Annotated in this window: 13 protein-coding genes; 6 read left to right on the top strand and 7 right to left on the bottom strand. The window is 65.0% G+C overall.

Features of this window, described 5'->3' with window-relative positions; genetic code table 11:
• Positions 1-35: 35 nt before the first annotated feature.
• Positions 36-1,205, top strand: coding sequence for a hypothetical protein (locus tag DMX06_RS07490; protein ID WP_110735922.1), 1,170 nt, complete (start codon positions 36-38; stop codon positions 1,203-1,205).
• A gap of 249 nt (positions 1,206-1,454) precedes the next feature.
• A complete protein-coding gene (locus DMX06_RS07495; RefSeq protein ID WP_110735923.1) occupies positions 1,455-1,853 on the top strand; it encodes a hypothetical protein in 399 nt (132 codons plus the stop codon).
• A 215-nt stretch (positions 1,854-2,068) separates the two neighbouring features.
• On the opposite strand, the gene rimI is transcribed toward DMX06_RS07495, so the two are convergent.
• On the bottom strand, positions 2,069-2,524 hold the full coding sequence (gene rimI / locus DMX06_RS07500) for a ribosomal protein S18-alanine N-acetyltransferase (protein ID WP_110735924.1): 456 nt from the start codon (positions 2,522-2,524) through the stop codon (positions 2,069-2,071).
• On the bottom strand, positions 2,521-3,312 hold the full coding sequence (locus DMX06_RS07505; protein WP_110735925.1) for an energy transducer TonB: 792 nt from the start codon (positions 3,310-3,312) through the stop codon (positions 2,521-2,523). The genes rimI and DMX06_RS07505 overlap by 4 nt, the downstream gene beginning before the upstream one ends.
• 231 nt (positions 3,313-3,543) lie before the next feature.
• Between DMX06_RS07505 and mksB the strand changes: the two genes are divergently transcribed.
• From mksB to mksF, 3 genes are read left to right on the top strand one after another with little or no spacing between them, the layout of a single operon-like run.
• Positions 3,544-4,833 (top strand): Mks condensin complex protein MksB, encoded by a 1,290-nt coding sequence (gene mksB / locus DMX06_RS07510; RefSeq protein WP_110735926.1) that lies wholly within the window; start codon positions 3,544-3,546, stop codon positions 4,831-4,833.
• A complete protein-coding gene (gene mksE / locus DMX06_RS07515) occupies positions 4,823-5,530 on the top strand; it encodes an Mks condensin complex protein MksE (RefSeq protein ID WP_011532174.1) in 708 nt (235 codons plus the stop codon). Before mksB ends, mksE begins: the two co-directional genes overlap by 11 nt.
• Complete coding sequence (gene mksF / locus DMX06_RS07520) at positions 5,527-8,358, top strand: Mks condensin complex protein MksF (RefSeq protein WP_110735927.1); 2,832 nt, start codon at positions 5,527-5,529, stop codon at positions 8,356-8,358. The genes mksE and mksF overlap by 4 nt, the downstream gene beginning before the upstream one ends.
• Positions 8,359-8,487: 129 nt before the next feature.
• Here mksF and DMX06_RS07530 read toward each other — a convergent pair whose 3' ends face one another.
• From DMX06_RS07530 to rplU, 5 genes are all read right to left on the bottom strand, one after another.
• Positions 8,488-8,934, bottom strand: a complete 447-nt coding sequence (locus DMX06_RS07530; RefSeq protein WP_110735929.1) for a CreA family protein — start codon at positions 8,932-8,934, stop codon at positions 8,488-8,490.
• Positions 8,935-8,957: 23 nt separating this feature from the next.
• Positions 8,958-10,076 (bottom strand): glutamate 5-kinase, encoded by a 1,119-nt coding sequence (proB, locus tag DMX06_RS07535; RefSeq protein ID WP_110735930.1) that lies wholly within the window; start codon positions 10,074-10,076, stop codon positions 8,958-8,960.
• Positions 10,077-10,163: 87 nt separating this feature from the next.
• The gene (cgtA, locus tag DMX06_RS07540) at positions 10,164-11,387 is read right to left on the bottom strand and encodes an Obg family GTPase CgtA (protein WP_110735931.1); all 1,224 of its coding nucleotides are present in this window, start codon (positions 11,385-11,387) and stop codon (positions 10,164-10,166) included.
• Positions 11,388-11,574: 187 nt separating this feature from the next.
• The gene (gene rpmA / locus DMX06_RS07545) at positions 11,575-11,832 is read right to left on the bottom strand and encodes a 50S ribosomal protein L27 (RefSeq protein WP_003247464.1); all 258 of its coding nucleotides are present in this window, start codon (positions 11,830-11,832) and stop codon (positions 11,575-11,577) included.
• Between the two features lie 37 nt (positions 11,833-11,869).
• Complete coding sequence (gene rplU, locus DMX06_RS07550; RefSeq protein WP_003247466.1) at positions 11,870-12,184, bottom strand: 50S ribosomal protein L21; 315 nt, start codon at positions 12,182-12,184, stop codon at positions 11,870-11,872.
• Between the two features lie 244 nt (positions 12,185-12,428).
• On the opposite strand from rplU, the gene DMX06_RS07555 reads away from it, so the two are divergent.
• Positions 12,429-13,397: a polyprenyl synthetase family protein gene (locus DMX06_RS07555; protein ID WP_110735932.1), complete on the top strand. Its 969-nt coding sequence runs from the start codon at positions 12,429-12,431 to the stop codon at positions 13,395-13,397.
• The last annotated feature ends 142 nt before the right edge of the window (positions 13,398-13,539 follow it).

The raw sequence follows: 13,539 nt of genomic DNA on the forward strand, positions 1-13,539 counted from the left end.
CCGCCGTCCTGGCGGCCACTGACAAGGAGTTAAGCATGCACAAGATTGCTATATCGGGCCTGGCCGCCCTCGCCTTCAGCGGCCTGGCCATGGCCGACGCGCAGATCGACCTGGGCGATGCCCAACGGGTCACCCGCTTGTTCGCCTACCCCAACAACTGCAACGTTATCTGCTACCGCGACTGGACCCTCGAGAAGACCGTCGAGCACTACCTCACCCAGAGCGTGCAGCGCGATGGCTACGCCAACGCCAAGGTCACGGTGAACCGCGACAACGACAAGCTGCATGCCAGCATCACCGGCGTGCCGGCCAGCTATACCGAACCCTTGCGCAAGCTGCTCGACAGCGGCGAGCTGGCCTACCAGGGCGCCACCCGCCTCAACCAGAAAGGCGGCTGGGATTACAGCTGGTACCTGTTCCTGCCCCTGGGAATGGCCTTGGAGAACCGCCGCAGTATCGAGCTGCTGCACTTCCCGCCGGACTACTCGTTGACCCGCTACCAGGACTACCTGAAGTCCAACACCACCGACCGCTGGGCCGCGCTTCTGACCTTCAACGGTGTCGAGGACACCCAGACCCCGGCCTACCAGACCATCGTCGACATCGCCCCGATCGCCGCGCCCGCCAGCGCGGGCAAGGACCTGGAGGGGGTCTACAGCTACTTCAACGACTATCAGGTGCGCATGGTCAAGGAAGTCGCCCTCACCCATGACGGCAAGGGTGCCCTGCCGATGGTCGCCTTCGGCGCACCGGTGCGCAGCTGGATCCAGCAGCAGTACGGGCCGAAGGTCAACGTGCTGGGGCTGGTCAGCATCACGCCCGAGCCGGGCGGCGCCAAGGTACCCGTGCTCGGCGCCAACCACCCGAGCGCGATCTGGTACGCGGCCGATCCAAAAAGCTACGACGGCGACCAGGACAAGGCCGACGCCGCAGGCCTGAAGATGATGGGCCAGGACCTCTCCGCCGCCTGCTGGCAGGCCGGCATGGGGCGCAACCCGCAGGCCGATGCCAAGCTCACCTTGGACGCCTGCACCACCAAGTGGCAGGTAACCCAGAAGAAGCAGACCTGCGAGCTGTTCTACCGCACCATCCGCGAGATGACCCCGGAGCAGGCGGCGGCCAAGTGCAATACCGGGACGGCGACGCGCAGCCTGCGGGATCTGCGTAAACCTTTGGAAACGAATGACTCGGATCAAGCGCTTTGATGAGCATTTTGCGCACGGCATAATCTGTCCACCGCTCAGCCCCGAAACGATGACTCGGTCCATTGGCTATCAGGGTGAAGAAACCGGCCTCGCGCCGGTTTTTTCGTTTTTGGACACGACAGGAAGTCGGCCATGCGCAAGAACCCTACCCAGCTTGGCGACGAAAGCCTTGCCGAGGCATTCAGCAGATTGCTGCACCAGGCAATCGCCCTGCAGTAGGCAGGCGAGTCGCCACATCATGCGCAACAGATGGCCGAGTTCAGCTACCTCCTGACGCCGAAGCAACTCGAACGCATTCGTCGTATCTGCAAGCAAATGAACTGGCCCGTACCACAGTGCCGGGGCATTCGAATCGACCTCCAGGCCATCCTTCATCCTTTGCACGCCAGGGAGACAAAGGATCGATGCACGCCGCAGGAGACACTGCAGATTCTGGTCAACGCTTACAGCGCCTACAGCCAGGTCGGCCTGAACAAACCCAAGCACGCACAAGGCATCCTGTTCAACACCGGCCGCAAGGTCAGGATCGGCAAAGGGAGCTATTACGCCGTGGCTGTCGTGAGAATCTGTAGCGCGGGAGGCAAAACGTACTTGGCCCCCGTCACGGCGTATCACGCAACGGAGGCCAAGATTCGGAATATTTCATGAGTACGGAGGAAGGACGGCCTCGAAGGCAAGTCTCCCGCACTGAAGCGGAACAACCCATGCGCCTGCGAATTCCCTTCATATGACCCAGGTTACCCAGGGCCTGTGCAGCACCGCCGACAAATTTTCTGCTGTCTACGTAGCCGGAGTTCATCCTAGAAGGAGGAGGCCGGATTTGCAAACCCGTCTGGCAGAACGCGAAGCCCCCAAGGCCCCGATCAGTCTTCCAGCAACGTACAGGCCATCACCAGCGCATCTTCCCGCCCACCCGCCAGCGGGTAGTAGTCACGGCGCCGGCCGATCTCGTTGAACCCATAGCGCTCATACAGGCGATAGGCCGACTGGTTGCTGGCACGCACTTCGAGGAAACACTCGCGCCCATTGAGCTCATAGGCCCGCGCCATGAGGCGTTCGAGCAGGCGCAGGCCCAGCCCGCAGCCCTGGTTCTCCGGCTTGACGGTGATGTTGAGCAGGTGCGCCTCGTCGATGATCACGTTGATCACGCCATGGCCGACCTGCTGCTGGCCGTCGAACATCAACCACACTTCGTAGGATTTCAGCGCATCCTGGAAGATGCCGCGGGTCCAGGGGTGGCTGAAGGCGGCATATTCGATCTTAAGCAGGGCATCCAGATCCGCCTCGGTTGCCGGGCGGAAACTGATCGAGTCACTCATTCAACGCTCTTCCAGCGCGCCATCAGCTGGCGCATGGCTTTCCAGACGTCCGCCTTGCGTTGCGGCTCGTCCATCAACAGTTCAAGGCCGGGCAAGGCCCAGGCGTTGCCGAGCAGGTCGACCTCGAGTTCTTGGTAATAGGCTTCGGCATCGGCCTGGCCGGCGAAACGGATGGCCGGCAGGCCGAGCAGCCACAGGCAGGTGCACGGCGCTTCTTCCAGGCGCGCGGCGATGAACCCCTGGACGAAGTCGCGGGCGGCGTCCGGGCCCTGGTCCATGTTGCCGCGCATCAGCAGCGGCCAGCGCACCGGCTCGCCGATGATCTGCGGGGCATCCGGCAGGCCGGCGGCGCGCAGCATGTCCTTGAGCAGCAGGTACGACGGGTCGCGGCTCTGGAACGGCTGGCCGGTGGCCAGCTCGACCAGCAGCAGGCAACTGCCGGCGCGCAGCAACTGCAGGGCGAAGCGTGGTGGCGGCACCGGCGCCGGGCGTGGCGCGGGCGCCTCCTGCTCGGTCTCGACCGGCTTGGCGGCAGGTTTTGGCGCGCTGCCCGGACGCGGGATCTCGATCTTCGGCCGCTCGGCACGCGCCTGAGGGGCTGCCGGGGTGGCGCTCGGCGCAGGCGCGGCAGCGGCCGGACGCACCTCGAAGTCGACGTCCTCGACCGGCACCACCGGCAACAGCAACTCCGGCCGCGACGGGGCGGCGAACGGCAGTTCGGCGCGCGGCAGCCAGTGCACCACTTGCATGGCGGACAGGTAGGCGCGGCGGCGGGACTCGATCAGCAAGGCGCGGGTATCCGGTGGACGAAATCAGACGGGCATTCTAACGCCGTTGCCCCGGATGCGCCGCAACAGATTGTCAGCCATCGCGGGGCAAGCCCGCTCCCACGCCTCCTGATGGGCCGGTGAATCCCCCTTGTGCCTCAGGGTTATCCCCATAACAGACCAAGGGGTGAAAACCTCCCCCCCGGATGCAGTACAATCGCCCCTTTTATTTGGCAACGAGTCGACCCGCCAATGATCGAACCCAAGCGCGTCCTGCGCGCCCTAGCCGAACACTGGGCCCTGATCGAGCCGCTGTGCGAGCGCTTCGACCAGGGCACCCTGAGCCTGGTCGAGCTGCGCCAGCAGCTGGCCCGCCAGCAGGTGGAAAGCACCCCGCAGGACATCACCCAGCTGCTCGACGTGTGGATCCGCCTGGACATCCTGGTCCCGGTGGCCAAGAGCCCGAACCGTTTCGAGCTCAACGCGCAGATCCACGACTTCCTCGCCTACCTGCGCCGCGAACACCGGCTGGGCCTGTGCCTGGAGATCGAGGCGTATCTACGCCACCTGGAACGCCTGGCCGGGCACATCCAGGACGCCTTCGACAACCGCGACAGCGACGACCTGGCGCGCCAGCTGCGCCTGCTCGACATGCGTGTGCGCGATGTGCTGAAGAAGCTCGACAACGACGAGCAGGCGCTGGTGGCCGTGGCCGAGCGAGCCAAGACCAGCAACCGGCAGATCCCCCTGCGCCAGCGCTATGCCGAAGTACTGGCGACCTGGGACGAGTACGTCGAGCCGATGATCCAGCTGGTCAACGCCGACGGCGCCTTCGAGCAGGGCGTGCGCAAGGTCGAGACCGTGCTGCTGCGCCTTTTGGGCGAGCAGGCGCGCCTGGGCCACCTGGTCGACGACGACATGCTGCTGCGCACCCATGCGCGCATCCTCGAAATGCAGACCAGCGCCCAGCTTACGCTGCGTCACGCCCGCGAACTGCTGCTGCCGCTGCGCGAAGAAGCGCGCCGGCACAATGCCGTGACCCGTGGCGCCGCCCTGGCCTTGTCGGTGATCCGCAAAAAGGGCATCGACGCCGTACCGCAGGCCGCCATGCCGCTGTTCACCCGGCCGCAGAGCACCTTCCTCGGCAGCGCCAGCCAGGTCGAGGCCTACGTCTATGCCCTGGCCCGCTTCGAGCCCAAGCCTGCGCGCTTCCCCAAGGCGCACAAGACGCAAAAGGGCCCGCTGCCCCGCGCCCCGCGCACGGTCAAGGAAATGCTCGAGCGCTGCGAGGACGCCCTGCCGCTGCCGGACCTGATGGTCTGGCTGCTGGAGCAGGAGCCCGAGGGTGCCACCGACGAACTGCTGTACTGGTTCTCGCGCCTGTCGCGTGAAAAGCGCTTCAGCCGCGAGCGCCTGGATCGCCAGCAATACCTTACCCGCGAACACCTGGTCAGCCTGCGCTCCTTCGCCCTGACCTCCAGCCGCGACAACAAGCCGGCGACCACGACCGAATCCACCGCGAGCCCCGTCCATGCATCTTGATCTTTCCGAACTGTCCCAGCTCGCGCCGATCTTCCGCGAGCTGTTCAAGGGCTTCCACATCAGCCGCCGCGATCCTGAGCTGTACGCCCAGCTGTCGAACTTCCAGGACCAGTACCGCACCCTGTTCAAAGCCCTGGGCTTCGAGCTGGTCTGCGACACCCGCGGCTTCTACTACTTCGTCCCCGAGCAGGCCGCCGCGCAGGTCAACAAGACCGCCCAGCGCCTGTCGCTGTTCACCTTCATCCTGGTCGAGCACCTGGCCGACCAGGGCCGCGACCCGATGGCCGTGCTCGACGGTGGCAGCATCGGTCGCGACGAGTTGCCATCGCTGCTGGACAAGTACCGCGACCTGTTCCTGCAGGCCGAAGTGCAGACCGTCGACGAGCTCGAAGAAAAGATCATGCGCCGCATGACCCAGCTGGGTTTCGCCTTCGAGGAAGGCGGCATCTATCGCTTCATGCCGCCGATGCACCGCTTCCTCGATGTCTGCCTGTCGGTCCAGCAGGACCGCGATCTGGCCGCCACCCTGCATAGCGACCTGCCGCTGCCGGTACCCGTGCTGGTGGTGGAAGAGACGCCCGAAGAACTCAACCGCACCGACGACCCGCTCGACCTCACGCCGTTCGATGGCGAGGAAAGCGAAGAGGATGCCCTGGCCCGGGCGATCCGCGAAGAGCAACAGGAGATTGACGCATGAGCCAGGAACGCTACGGCATCCGCCGCTTCGCACTGCTCAACACCGCCGGCTACAGCCTCGGCCTGTTCCCCCTGGAGCACCCGCTGTCGGTCTATGGCGCCAACAACCTGGGTAAATCGGCGTCGATCAACGCCCTGCAGTTCCCGATTCTGGCACGCATGTCCGACATGAGCTTCGGCAAGTACAGCCTGGAGCAGTCGCGCCGCTTCTACTTCGCCAGCGACACCAGCTACATCCTCACCGAACTGAACCTGCCCCACGGCCCGCACGTGATCGGCGTGGTCGGCCGCGGCCCGGGGGGCGGCTTCGGCCACCAGTTCTTCGCCTACCAGGGCGAACTGGACCTGGCCCACTACCAGAAAGACGACACCTGCCTGCGCCAGAAGGAGCTGTTCACCAACCTCGAGCGCCATGGTCTGAAAGCCTACGAGCTCAAGCCGGACGAACTGCGCCGGTTGCTGGTCGGCGGCCACACCTCGGTGCCGCTGGACCTGACCCTGATCCCGCTGCGCTCGACCAGCGAGCAAAGCCTGAAGACCTTCCGCGCGCTGTTCATCAACCTGCTGCACATGCGCGAGATCACTGCCGCCAAGCTCAAGCAGCTGTTCCTCGACGCCTTCGAGCACAGCCTGCGCTCCGGTAGCGTCGACTACATCGCCGCCTGTGAAGAAGCCTTCCGCGACGTGCGCCGCATGGAGGGCGACTACAACGCCCTGGTGGCCGCAGGCCCCCTGGTCGAGGCCCTGGCCGGCGGCGTGGCCCAGCGCGACATCCTGCGCGGCAAGCTGCACCGCATCTCGCCCTTGCTCGACAACCTGCTGGGCACCTGGCAGGAATACGCCATGGCGCGCAAGGAAGAGCTGGTGATCCAGTCCGAGCACTACCGTGGCGAGCAGGACCGCCTGCAGAACGACCAGCGCGGCGGCACCCAGGAGCTGATGCGCCTGGAGCGCGAGATCACCGGTATCCAGCGTTGGCTGGGTGAGCTGTCGGTGCTCAAGCACCGCTTCGCCCTGGTCAGCGACGTCAAGGTGCTGGAACAGCAGCTGCTGGCCGCCAAGGACGCCCACGACGAACTGGCCGGCGCCCTGGCCCAGTCGCGACAGTTCTCCGCCGAGGACCTCGACGAGCGCGTGCGCGACCTGGAAAAACGCGTCAAGGCGGTCAAGCAGCAGCTCGACCACGCCGACAACAACAGCTACGCCCGCCTGCGCGAGGAGTTCTCGCAGCAGGATGTCGACCGCCTGATGCGCCTGTTCAACGGCGCGCTGTTCAGCCTGCCGCTGGGCGACCGTGGCATCGAGCTGGACGAAAGCGACGTCTGGGTGAAAACCCTCGAAGGCGTGCTCGACCGCTTCAAGGGCGAACGCTTCGAAGTGCCGGGCCTGTCCATCGACATCTCGCACATCGACCCGCCCGCGCTGCAGGCCCTGGCCGACCGCGCCGCCCTGCGCGACCAGAAGGAGCGCCTGGAAAAAGAGCTCAAGCAGCTCAAGACCCAGCAGGCCGTGGCCCTCGACCGCGCCGCCAGCAAGGCGCAGACCGAGGCCCTGTACCAGCAGGTGCTCGATGCGCAGAAGGCCCTGGAGGACTTCCGCCGCACCGAGACCCTGGCCGCCGAAGAGCCGGAAAAAATGGAGCAGTTGGGCCAGCTGGAAGCCGCCCAGGACGAGCTCAAGCGCTCCAGCGACGCCTTCACCGAACGCGTCCAGCAACTGTCGGCCAAGCTGCAGCTAGTGGGCCGGCAGATCGCCGACCTGGAAGCCAAGCAGCGCACCCTGGAAGACGCCCTGCGCCGTCGCCAGCTGCTGCCGGCCGACCTGCCGTTCGGCACGCCGTTCATGGAGGCGATCGACGACTCCATGGACAACCTGCTGCCGCTGCTCAACGACTACCAGGACAGCTGGCAGGCGCTGCAGCGCGTGGACAACCAGATCGAGGCGCTGTACGCCCAGGTACGCCTCAAGGGCGTGGCCAAGTTCGACAGCGAAGACGACATGGAGCGCCGCCTGCAGCTGTTGATCAACGCCTACTCGCACCGCACCGAGGAAGCGCTGACCCTGGCCAAGGCCCGCCGCGCCGCGGTCACCGACATCGCCCGGACCCTGCGCAACATCCGCAGCGACTACGACAGCCTCGAGCACCAGCTGGCGCTGTTCAACCGCGAGATCAACAAGCGCCAGGTGTCCAACCTGGAGAGCTTCCGCGTGGTGCTGGCACCGAACAAGGAAGCGCTCCGGCACATCGACCAGATCATCCACAGCGCCGGCCAGTACGAGGAAGGCGAAACGCTGTCGGTGTTCGACCTGACGCAAAGCGCCGAACAGGATCACAAGAACGAAGAGGCCAAGGAGTATCTGGCGCGGCTGGTGGCGGCCAACCACAACCAGCTGGGCCTGAAGGACCTGTTCGAACTGGCCTTCGAGATCACCAAGATCAACAGCCAGCCGGTGATCCACGCCGACATCGACGGCGCCGCGTCCAACGGCACCACCATGACCATCAAGGCGCTGACCAACATGTACCTGTTGCTGCACCTGATGGACCGCGACCTGGCCGGGCGCATTCGCCTGCCGTACTACCTCGACGAGGCGGCGGACATCGACGAACGCAACCAGGCGGCGTTGCTGGAGACCAGCCAGCAGCTGGGCTTCGTGCCGATCCTGGCGAGCGTGAAGCCGCAGGTGTCGGCGCGCGTGGCGATCGACCTGGAAGGCGGCAGCGGGCCGAACGGCATCTACATCGACGAGGCGGACTGGAAGTACATCAGCCGTCGCGACGAAGTGAAGGCGATCGTGCGCGAGGATGAGGCCGAGGAACTGGCCTGATTCGGTGTATTGGGGCCGCTTTGCGGCCCTTTCGCGGCACAAGGCCGCTCCTACAGGGATTTGCGTTTCCCTGTAGGAGCGGCCTTGTGTCGCGATAGGAGGCCGAAGGCCTCCCCACTATCTATCGGGTTATTGCTGCGCCCAAGGCACAATCGGAATCGCCGTCACCGCATTCTGCGGGCTGCCTTCGATCAGGCGATCGCTGTACACCAGGTACACCAGCGTATTGCGCTTCTTGTCGAGAAAACGCACCACCTGCATGGTCTTGAACACCAGCGAGGTGCGCTCCTTGAACACCTCCTCGCCATCCTTCAAGTCACCCTTGAAGTGGATCGGCCCCACCTGACGGCAGGCGATCGACGCCTCGGCACGGTCCTCGGCCAACCCCAAACCACCTTTCAGGCCTCCGGTCTTGGCCCGCGACAGGTAGCAGGTCACGCCGTCGACCTTCGGGTCGTCAAACGCCTCGACCACGATGCGGTCGTTCGGCCCGACAAACTTGAACACGGTGGACACCTGGCCGATTTCCTCGGCCCCGGCCAGCATCGGCAGCAGCAGCGCCGCCACGGCAAACATCCTTTTCAGCACGGTGATCTCCCTCAGACCAGGACCAGGTTGTCGCGGTGCACCAGCTCAGGCTCGGCGCTGTAGCCCAGCAGGCTCTCGATGGCGTCGGACGACTGGCCGATGATCTTCTGCGCCTCCAGGGCGCTGTAGTTGGCCAGGCCACGGGCCACTTCCAGGCCGTCGGGGCCGACGCAGACCACCATCTCGCCACGGCGGAAGCTACCCTGCACGGTCTTCACGCCCACCGGCAGCAGGCTCTTGTTCGATTCGCGCAGGGCCTTCACCGCACCGTCGTCGAGCACCAGGGTGCCACGGGTCTGCAGGTGGCCGGCCAGCCACTGCTTGCGCGCGGCGAGCATGCCGCGCTCGGGCGACAGCAGGGTGCCCAGGCGCTCGCCGGCCTTCAGGCGATCCAGCACACGCTCGATACGGCCACCGATGATGATGGTATGGGCACCGGAACGGGCGGCCAGGCGAGCGGCACGCAGCTTGGTCTGCATGCCGCCGCGGCCCAGGGCGCCGCCGGTGCCGCCGGCCACGGCGTCCAGCGACGGGTCGTCGGCACGCGCTTCGTAGATCAGCTGGGCTTCGGGGTTGTTGCGCGGGTCGGCGTCGAACATGCCGTCGCGGTCGGTGAGGATCACCAGCAGGTCGGCTTCCACCAGGTTGGCCACCAGGGCGGCCAAAGTGTCGTTGTCGCCGAAGCGGATCTCGTCGGTAACCACGGTGTCGTTCTCGTTGATCACCGGCACCACGCCCAGGTCGACCAGGGTGCGCAGGGTACTGCGGGCGTTGAGGTAACGCTTGCGGTCGGAGAGGTCGTCGTGGGTCAGCAAGATCTGCGCGGTGTGCTTGCCGTGCTCGCCGAAGCTCGACTCCCAGGCCTGCACCAGACGCATCTGGCCGATCGAGGCGGCGGCCTGCAGCTCGTTCATCGCGCTCGGTCGCGAGGTCCAGCCCAGCTGGCTCATGCCGGCGGCCACGGCCCCGGAGGAGACCAGAACCAGTTCCACGCCTGCTTCGCGCAGGGCCACCATCTGCTCGACCCACACCGCCATGGCGCCGCGGTCGAGGCCCTTGCCATCGGCGGTCAGCAGCGCGCTGCCGATCTTCACGACCCAGCGCTGGGCGCCAGTCACCTTGCTTCGCATCTTCTCTTCCAACCTATGTCGAATCTGTAGATACCGTGGATACAAAAACGCCGCTCCAGAGAGCGGCGTTTAGTGTACTGCAACCGATCAGTCGCGCACGTAAATGATTTCCGGGCCGTCTTCGTCGTCCTCGAAATCATCCCAGTCGTCATCATCGCCGATGTCGTGCACGCTCTTGACGCCGGTGCGACGCAGGGTGCGGGCGTCGTCCAGGGCCTGCAGCTGGGCGCGGGCCTCGTCCTCGATGCGCTGGTCGAGCTCGGCCAGTTCTTCGGCGTAGGCCGGGTCGTTGGCCAGGCGGTCGGCGCGGTCTTCGAGGTAGCGCATCAGGTCGTGGCTGAGCTTCTCGGTGCCCTGCTTGGCGATGGCCGAGATGACATAGACCGGGCCATCCCAGTTCAGGCGCTCGACCACTTCCTTGACGCGCTCATCCTTCTCGTCGTCCATGATCATGTCGGCCTTGTTCAGCACCAGCCAGCGCTCACGGTCGACCAGCGCCGGGCTGAACTGCGCCAGCTCGTTGATGATGATCTCGGCGGCATCGGCCGGGCTGCTGCCGTCCAGCGGCGCCAGGTCGACCAAGTGCAGCAGCACGCGGGTACGGGCCAGGTGCTTGAGGAAGCGGATACCCAGGCCGGCACCTTCGGAGGCGCCTTCGATCAGGCCGGGGATGTCGGCGATGACGAAGCTCTTCCAGCGGTCGACACTGACCACGCCCAGGTTCGGCACCAGGGTGGTGAACGGGTAGTCGGCGACTTTCGGCTTGGCGGCCGAGACCGAACGGATGAAGGTGCTCTTGCCGGCGTTCGGCAGGCCCAGCAGGCCGACGTCGGCCAGGACCTTCATTTCCATCTTCAGGTCGCGCTGATCGCCGGGCTTGCCCGGAGTGGTCTGGCGCGGCGCACGGTTGGTGCTGGACTTGAAGCGGGTGTTGCCCAGGCCGTGCCAGCCGCCCTGGGCGACCATCAGCTTCTGGCCCGGGGTGATCAGGTCACCGATGACTTCCTGGGTGGCTGCGTCGATCACGGTGGTGCCCACCGGCACGCGCAGGAACAGGTCGTCGCCCTTCTTGCCGGTGCAGTCGGTGCTGCCGCCGTTGGAGCCGCGCTGGGCTTCGTGGTGACGGGTGTAGCGGTAGTCGACGAGGGTGTTGAGGTTCTCGTCGGCCACCATGTACACCGAACCGCCGTCGCCACCGTCACCGCCGTTGGGGCCACCGTTCTCGATGAATTTCTCGCGACGGAAGCTCATGCAACCGTTGCCGCCGTCACCGGCCTTAACCCGGATCGATACTTCGTCTACAAACTTCATTCAAAACCGCCTCTCGTCGGACGACGAGTCGAAAACCAGAAAACCATGAGGCTCTTGCAAAAATGAGCGCGGCGGCCCCGTACCATCAGAAACCAACGCCGGCAGCCCAGACAAACAGCTTTGCAAGAGGCTCACCACAAACGAAAAAGCCCCGTCGCATGACGGGGCTTCTGGAGCGACGTCGCGATTAAGCGGCGACGATGCTCACGTAACGGCGCATGAACTCGCCTTTCTTCTCGAACTTGATCACGCCTTCGATCTTGGCGAACAGGGTGTGATCCTTGCCCATGCCAACGCCGTAGCCAGCGTGGAATTCGGTGCCGCGCTGACGGACGATGATGTTGCCCGGCTTGATCACCTGGCCGCCATACATCTTCACGCCAAGGCGTTTAGATTCTGAGTCGCGACCGTTACGAGTACTACCACCAGCCTTCTTGTGAGCCATGGTTCAATTCTCCAATAAATTCAGGGGATCGGGGCGATTAAGCCTGGATACCGGTGATTTTGATTTCGGTGAACCACTGGCGGTGGCCCATGCGCTTCATGTGGTGCTTACGACGACGGAACTTGATGATGCGAACCTTGTCGTGGCGGCCTTGCGAAACGACTTCGGCCACTACTTTAGCACCAGCAACAACTGGAGCGCCGATGGTGACTTCTTCACCGTTGGCGACCAGCAGGACGCGATCGAAGGTCACGGATTCGCCAGTGGCGACTTCCAGTTTTTCGATCTTGAGGAATTCACCTTCAGCGACTTTGTACTGCTTGCCGCCGGTAACGATTACTGCGTAAGACATGGTATTTCTCCGATAATCCTGCTCACCCAGCGCTTTATATGATGAGTATTGGCTGGCATGGCTGCACAAGGCTGGAACGGCCCGGTGCAATTGCGTAAGGCAGGTGCTGCCCAGGAAGTTAGGGTGCGCGATTGTACGCAACCCCATAAATGCTTGCAAGTACCGGCCTGGGGCCACGGCCACCGCGCCTTGACACACCGATACCCGCGACCTAGCATGCCGCGCAACCTCAATGGAGCAGCCGATGCAACCCCAATCCTTCTACCGCGCGGTAGCTGATGATTTCAGCGCCGTCGACGAGATCATCAAGAAGCAGCTGACCTCGCGCGTCCCGCTGGTATCGAAGATCGGCGACTATATCACTTCCGCCGGCGGCAAACGCCTGCGCCCGCTGCTGGTGCTGCTGTGCGGCAAGGCCCTGGGCCGCGAAGGCGACGACCTGCGCCTGCTGGCGGCGACCATCGAGTTCCTGCACACCGCCACCTTGCTGCACGACGACGTGGTCGACATGTCCGGCATGCGCCGTGGCCGCTCCACCGCCAACGCCCTGTGGGGCAACGCGCCGAGCGTGCTGGTGGGCGACTTCCTCTATTCGCGCTCGTTCGAGATGATGGTCGAGCTGGGCTCGATGCCGGTCATGCAGATCCTCTCCAAGGCCACCCGGGTGATCGCCGAGGGCGAAGTGCTGCAGCTGTCGCGCGTGCGTGACGCCAGCACCACCGAAGAGGTGTACATGGACGTCATCCGCGGCAAGACCGCGATGCTGTTCGAGGCCTCGACCCACAGCGCCGCCGCGCTGGCCGGCGCCACCGACGAACAGCGCGAAGCCCTGCGTACCTTCGGCGACCACCTGGGCGTGGCCTTCCAGCTGGTCGACGACCTGCTCGACTACAAGGGCGACTCCGAGACCCTGGGCAAGAACGTCGGCGACGACCTGGCCGAAGGCAAGCCGACCCTGCCGCTGATCTACACCATGCGCGAAGGCTCCCCGGAGCAGGCCGCACTGGTGCGCCAGGCGATCCAGAAAGGTGGCCTGGAAGACCTGGAGCAGATCCGCATCGCCGTCGAGGCGTCCGGCGCCCTGGACTACACCGCGCAGATGGCCCGCGACTACGTCGCCCGCGCCATCGCCTGCCTGGAAGTGCTGCCGGCCAGCGAGTACCGGGATGCCCTGGTCGAGCTGAGCGAGTTCGCGGTCGCGCGCACCCACTGATTCATCGCGTCATCTTCATCGCGGGGCAAGCCCGCTCCCACGCCAGCACACATCATGGCGTGGGAGCGAGCTTGCCCCGCGATGCTTTTGTGCATACAGGCGCAAAACCTTATACAATGTGCGCCTTTACCCGCCTGTACTT

Origin of the sequence: Pseudomonas mosselii, assembly GCF_003205295.1 — a bacterium.
In the GTDB taxonomy this organism is placed as follows: domain Bacteria; phylum Pseudomonadota; class Gammaproteobacteria; order Pseudomonadales; family Pseudomonadaceae; genus Aquipseudomonas; species Aquipseudomonas mosselii_B.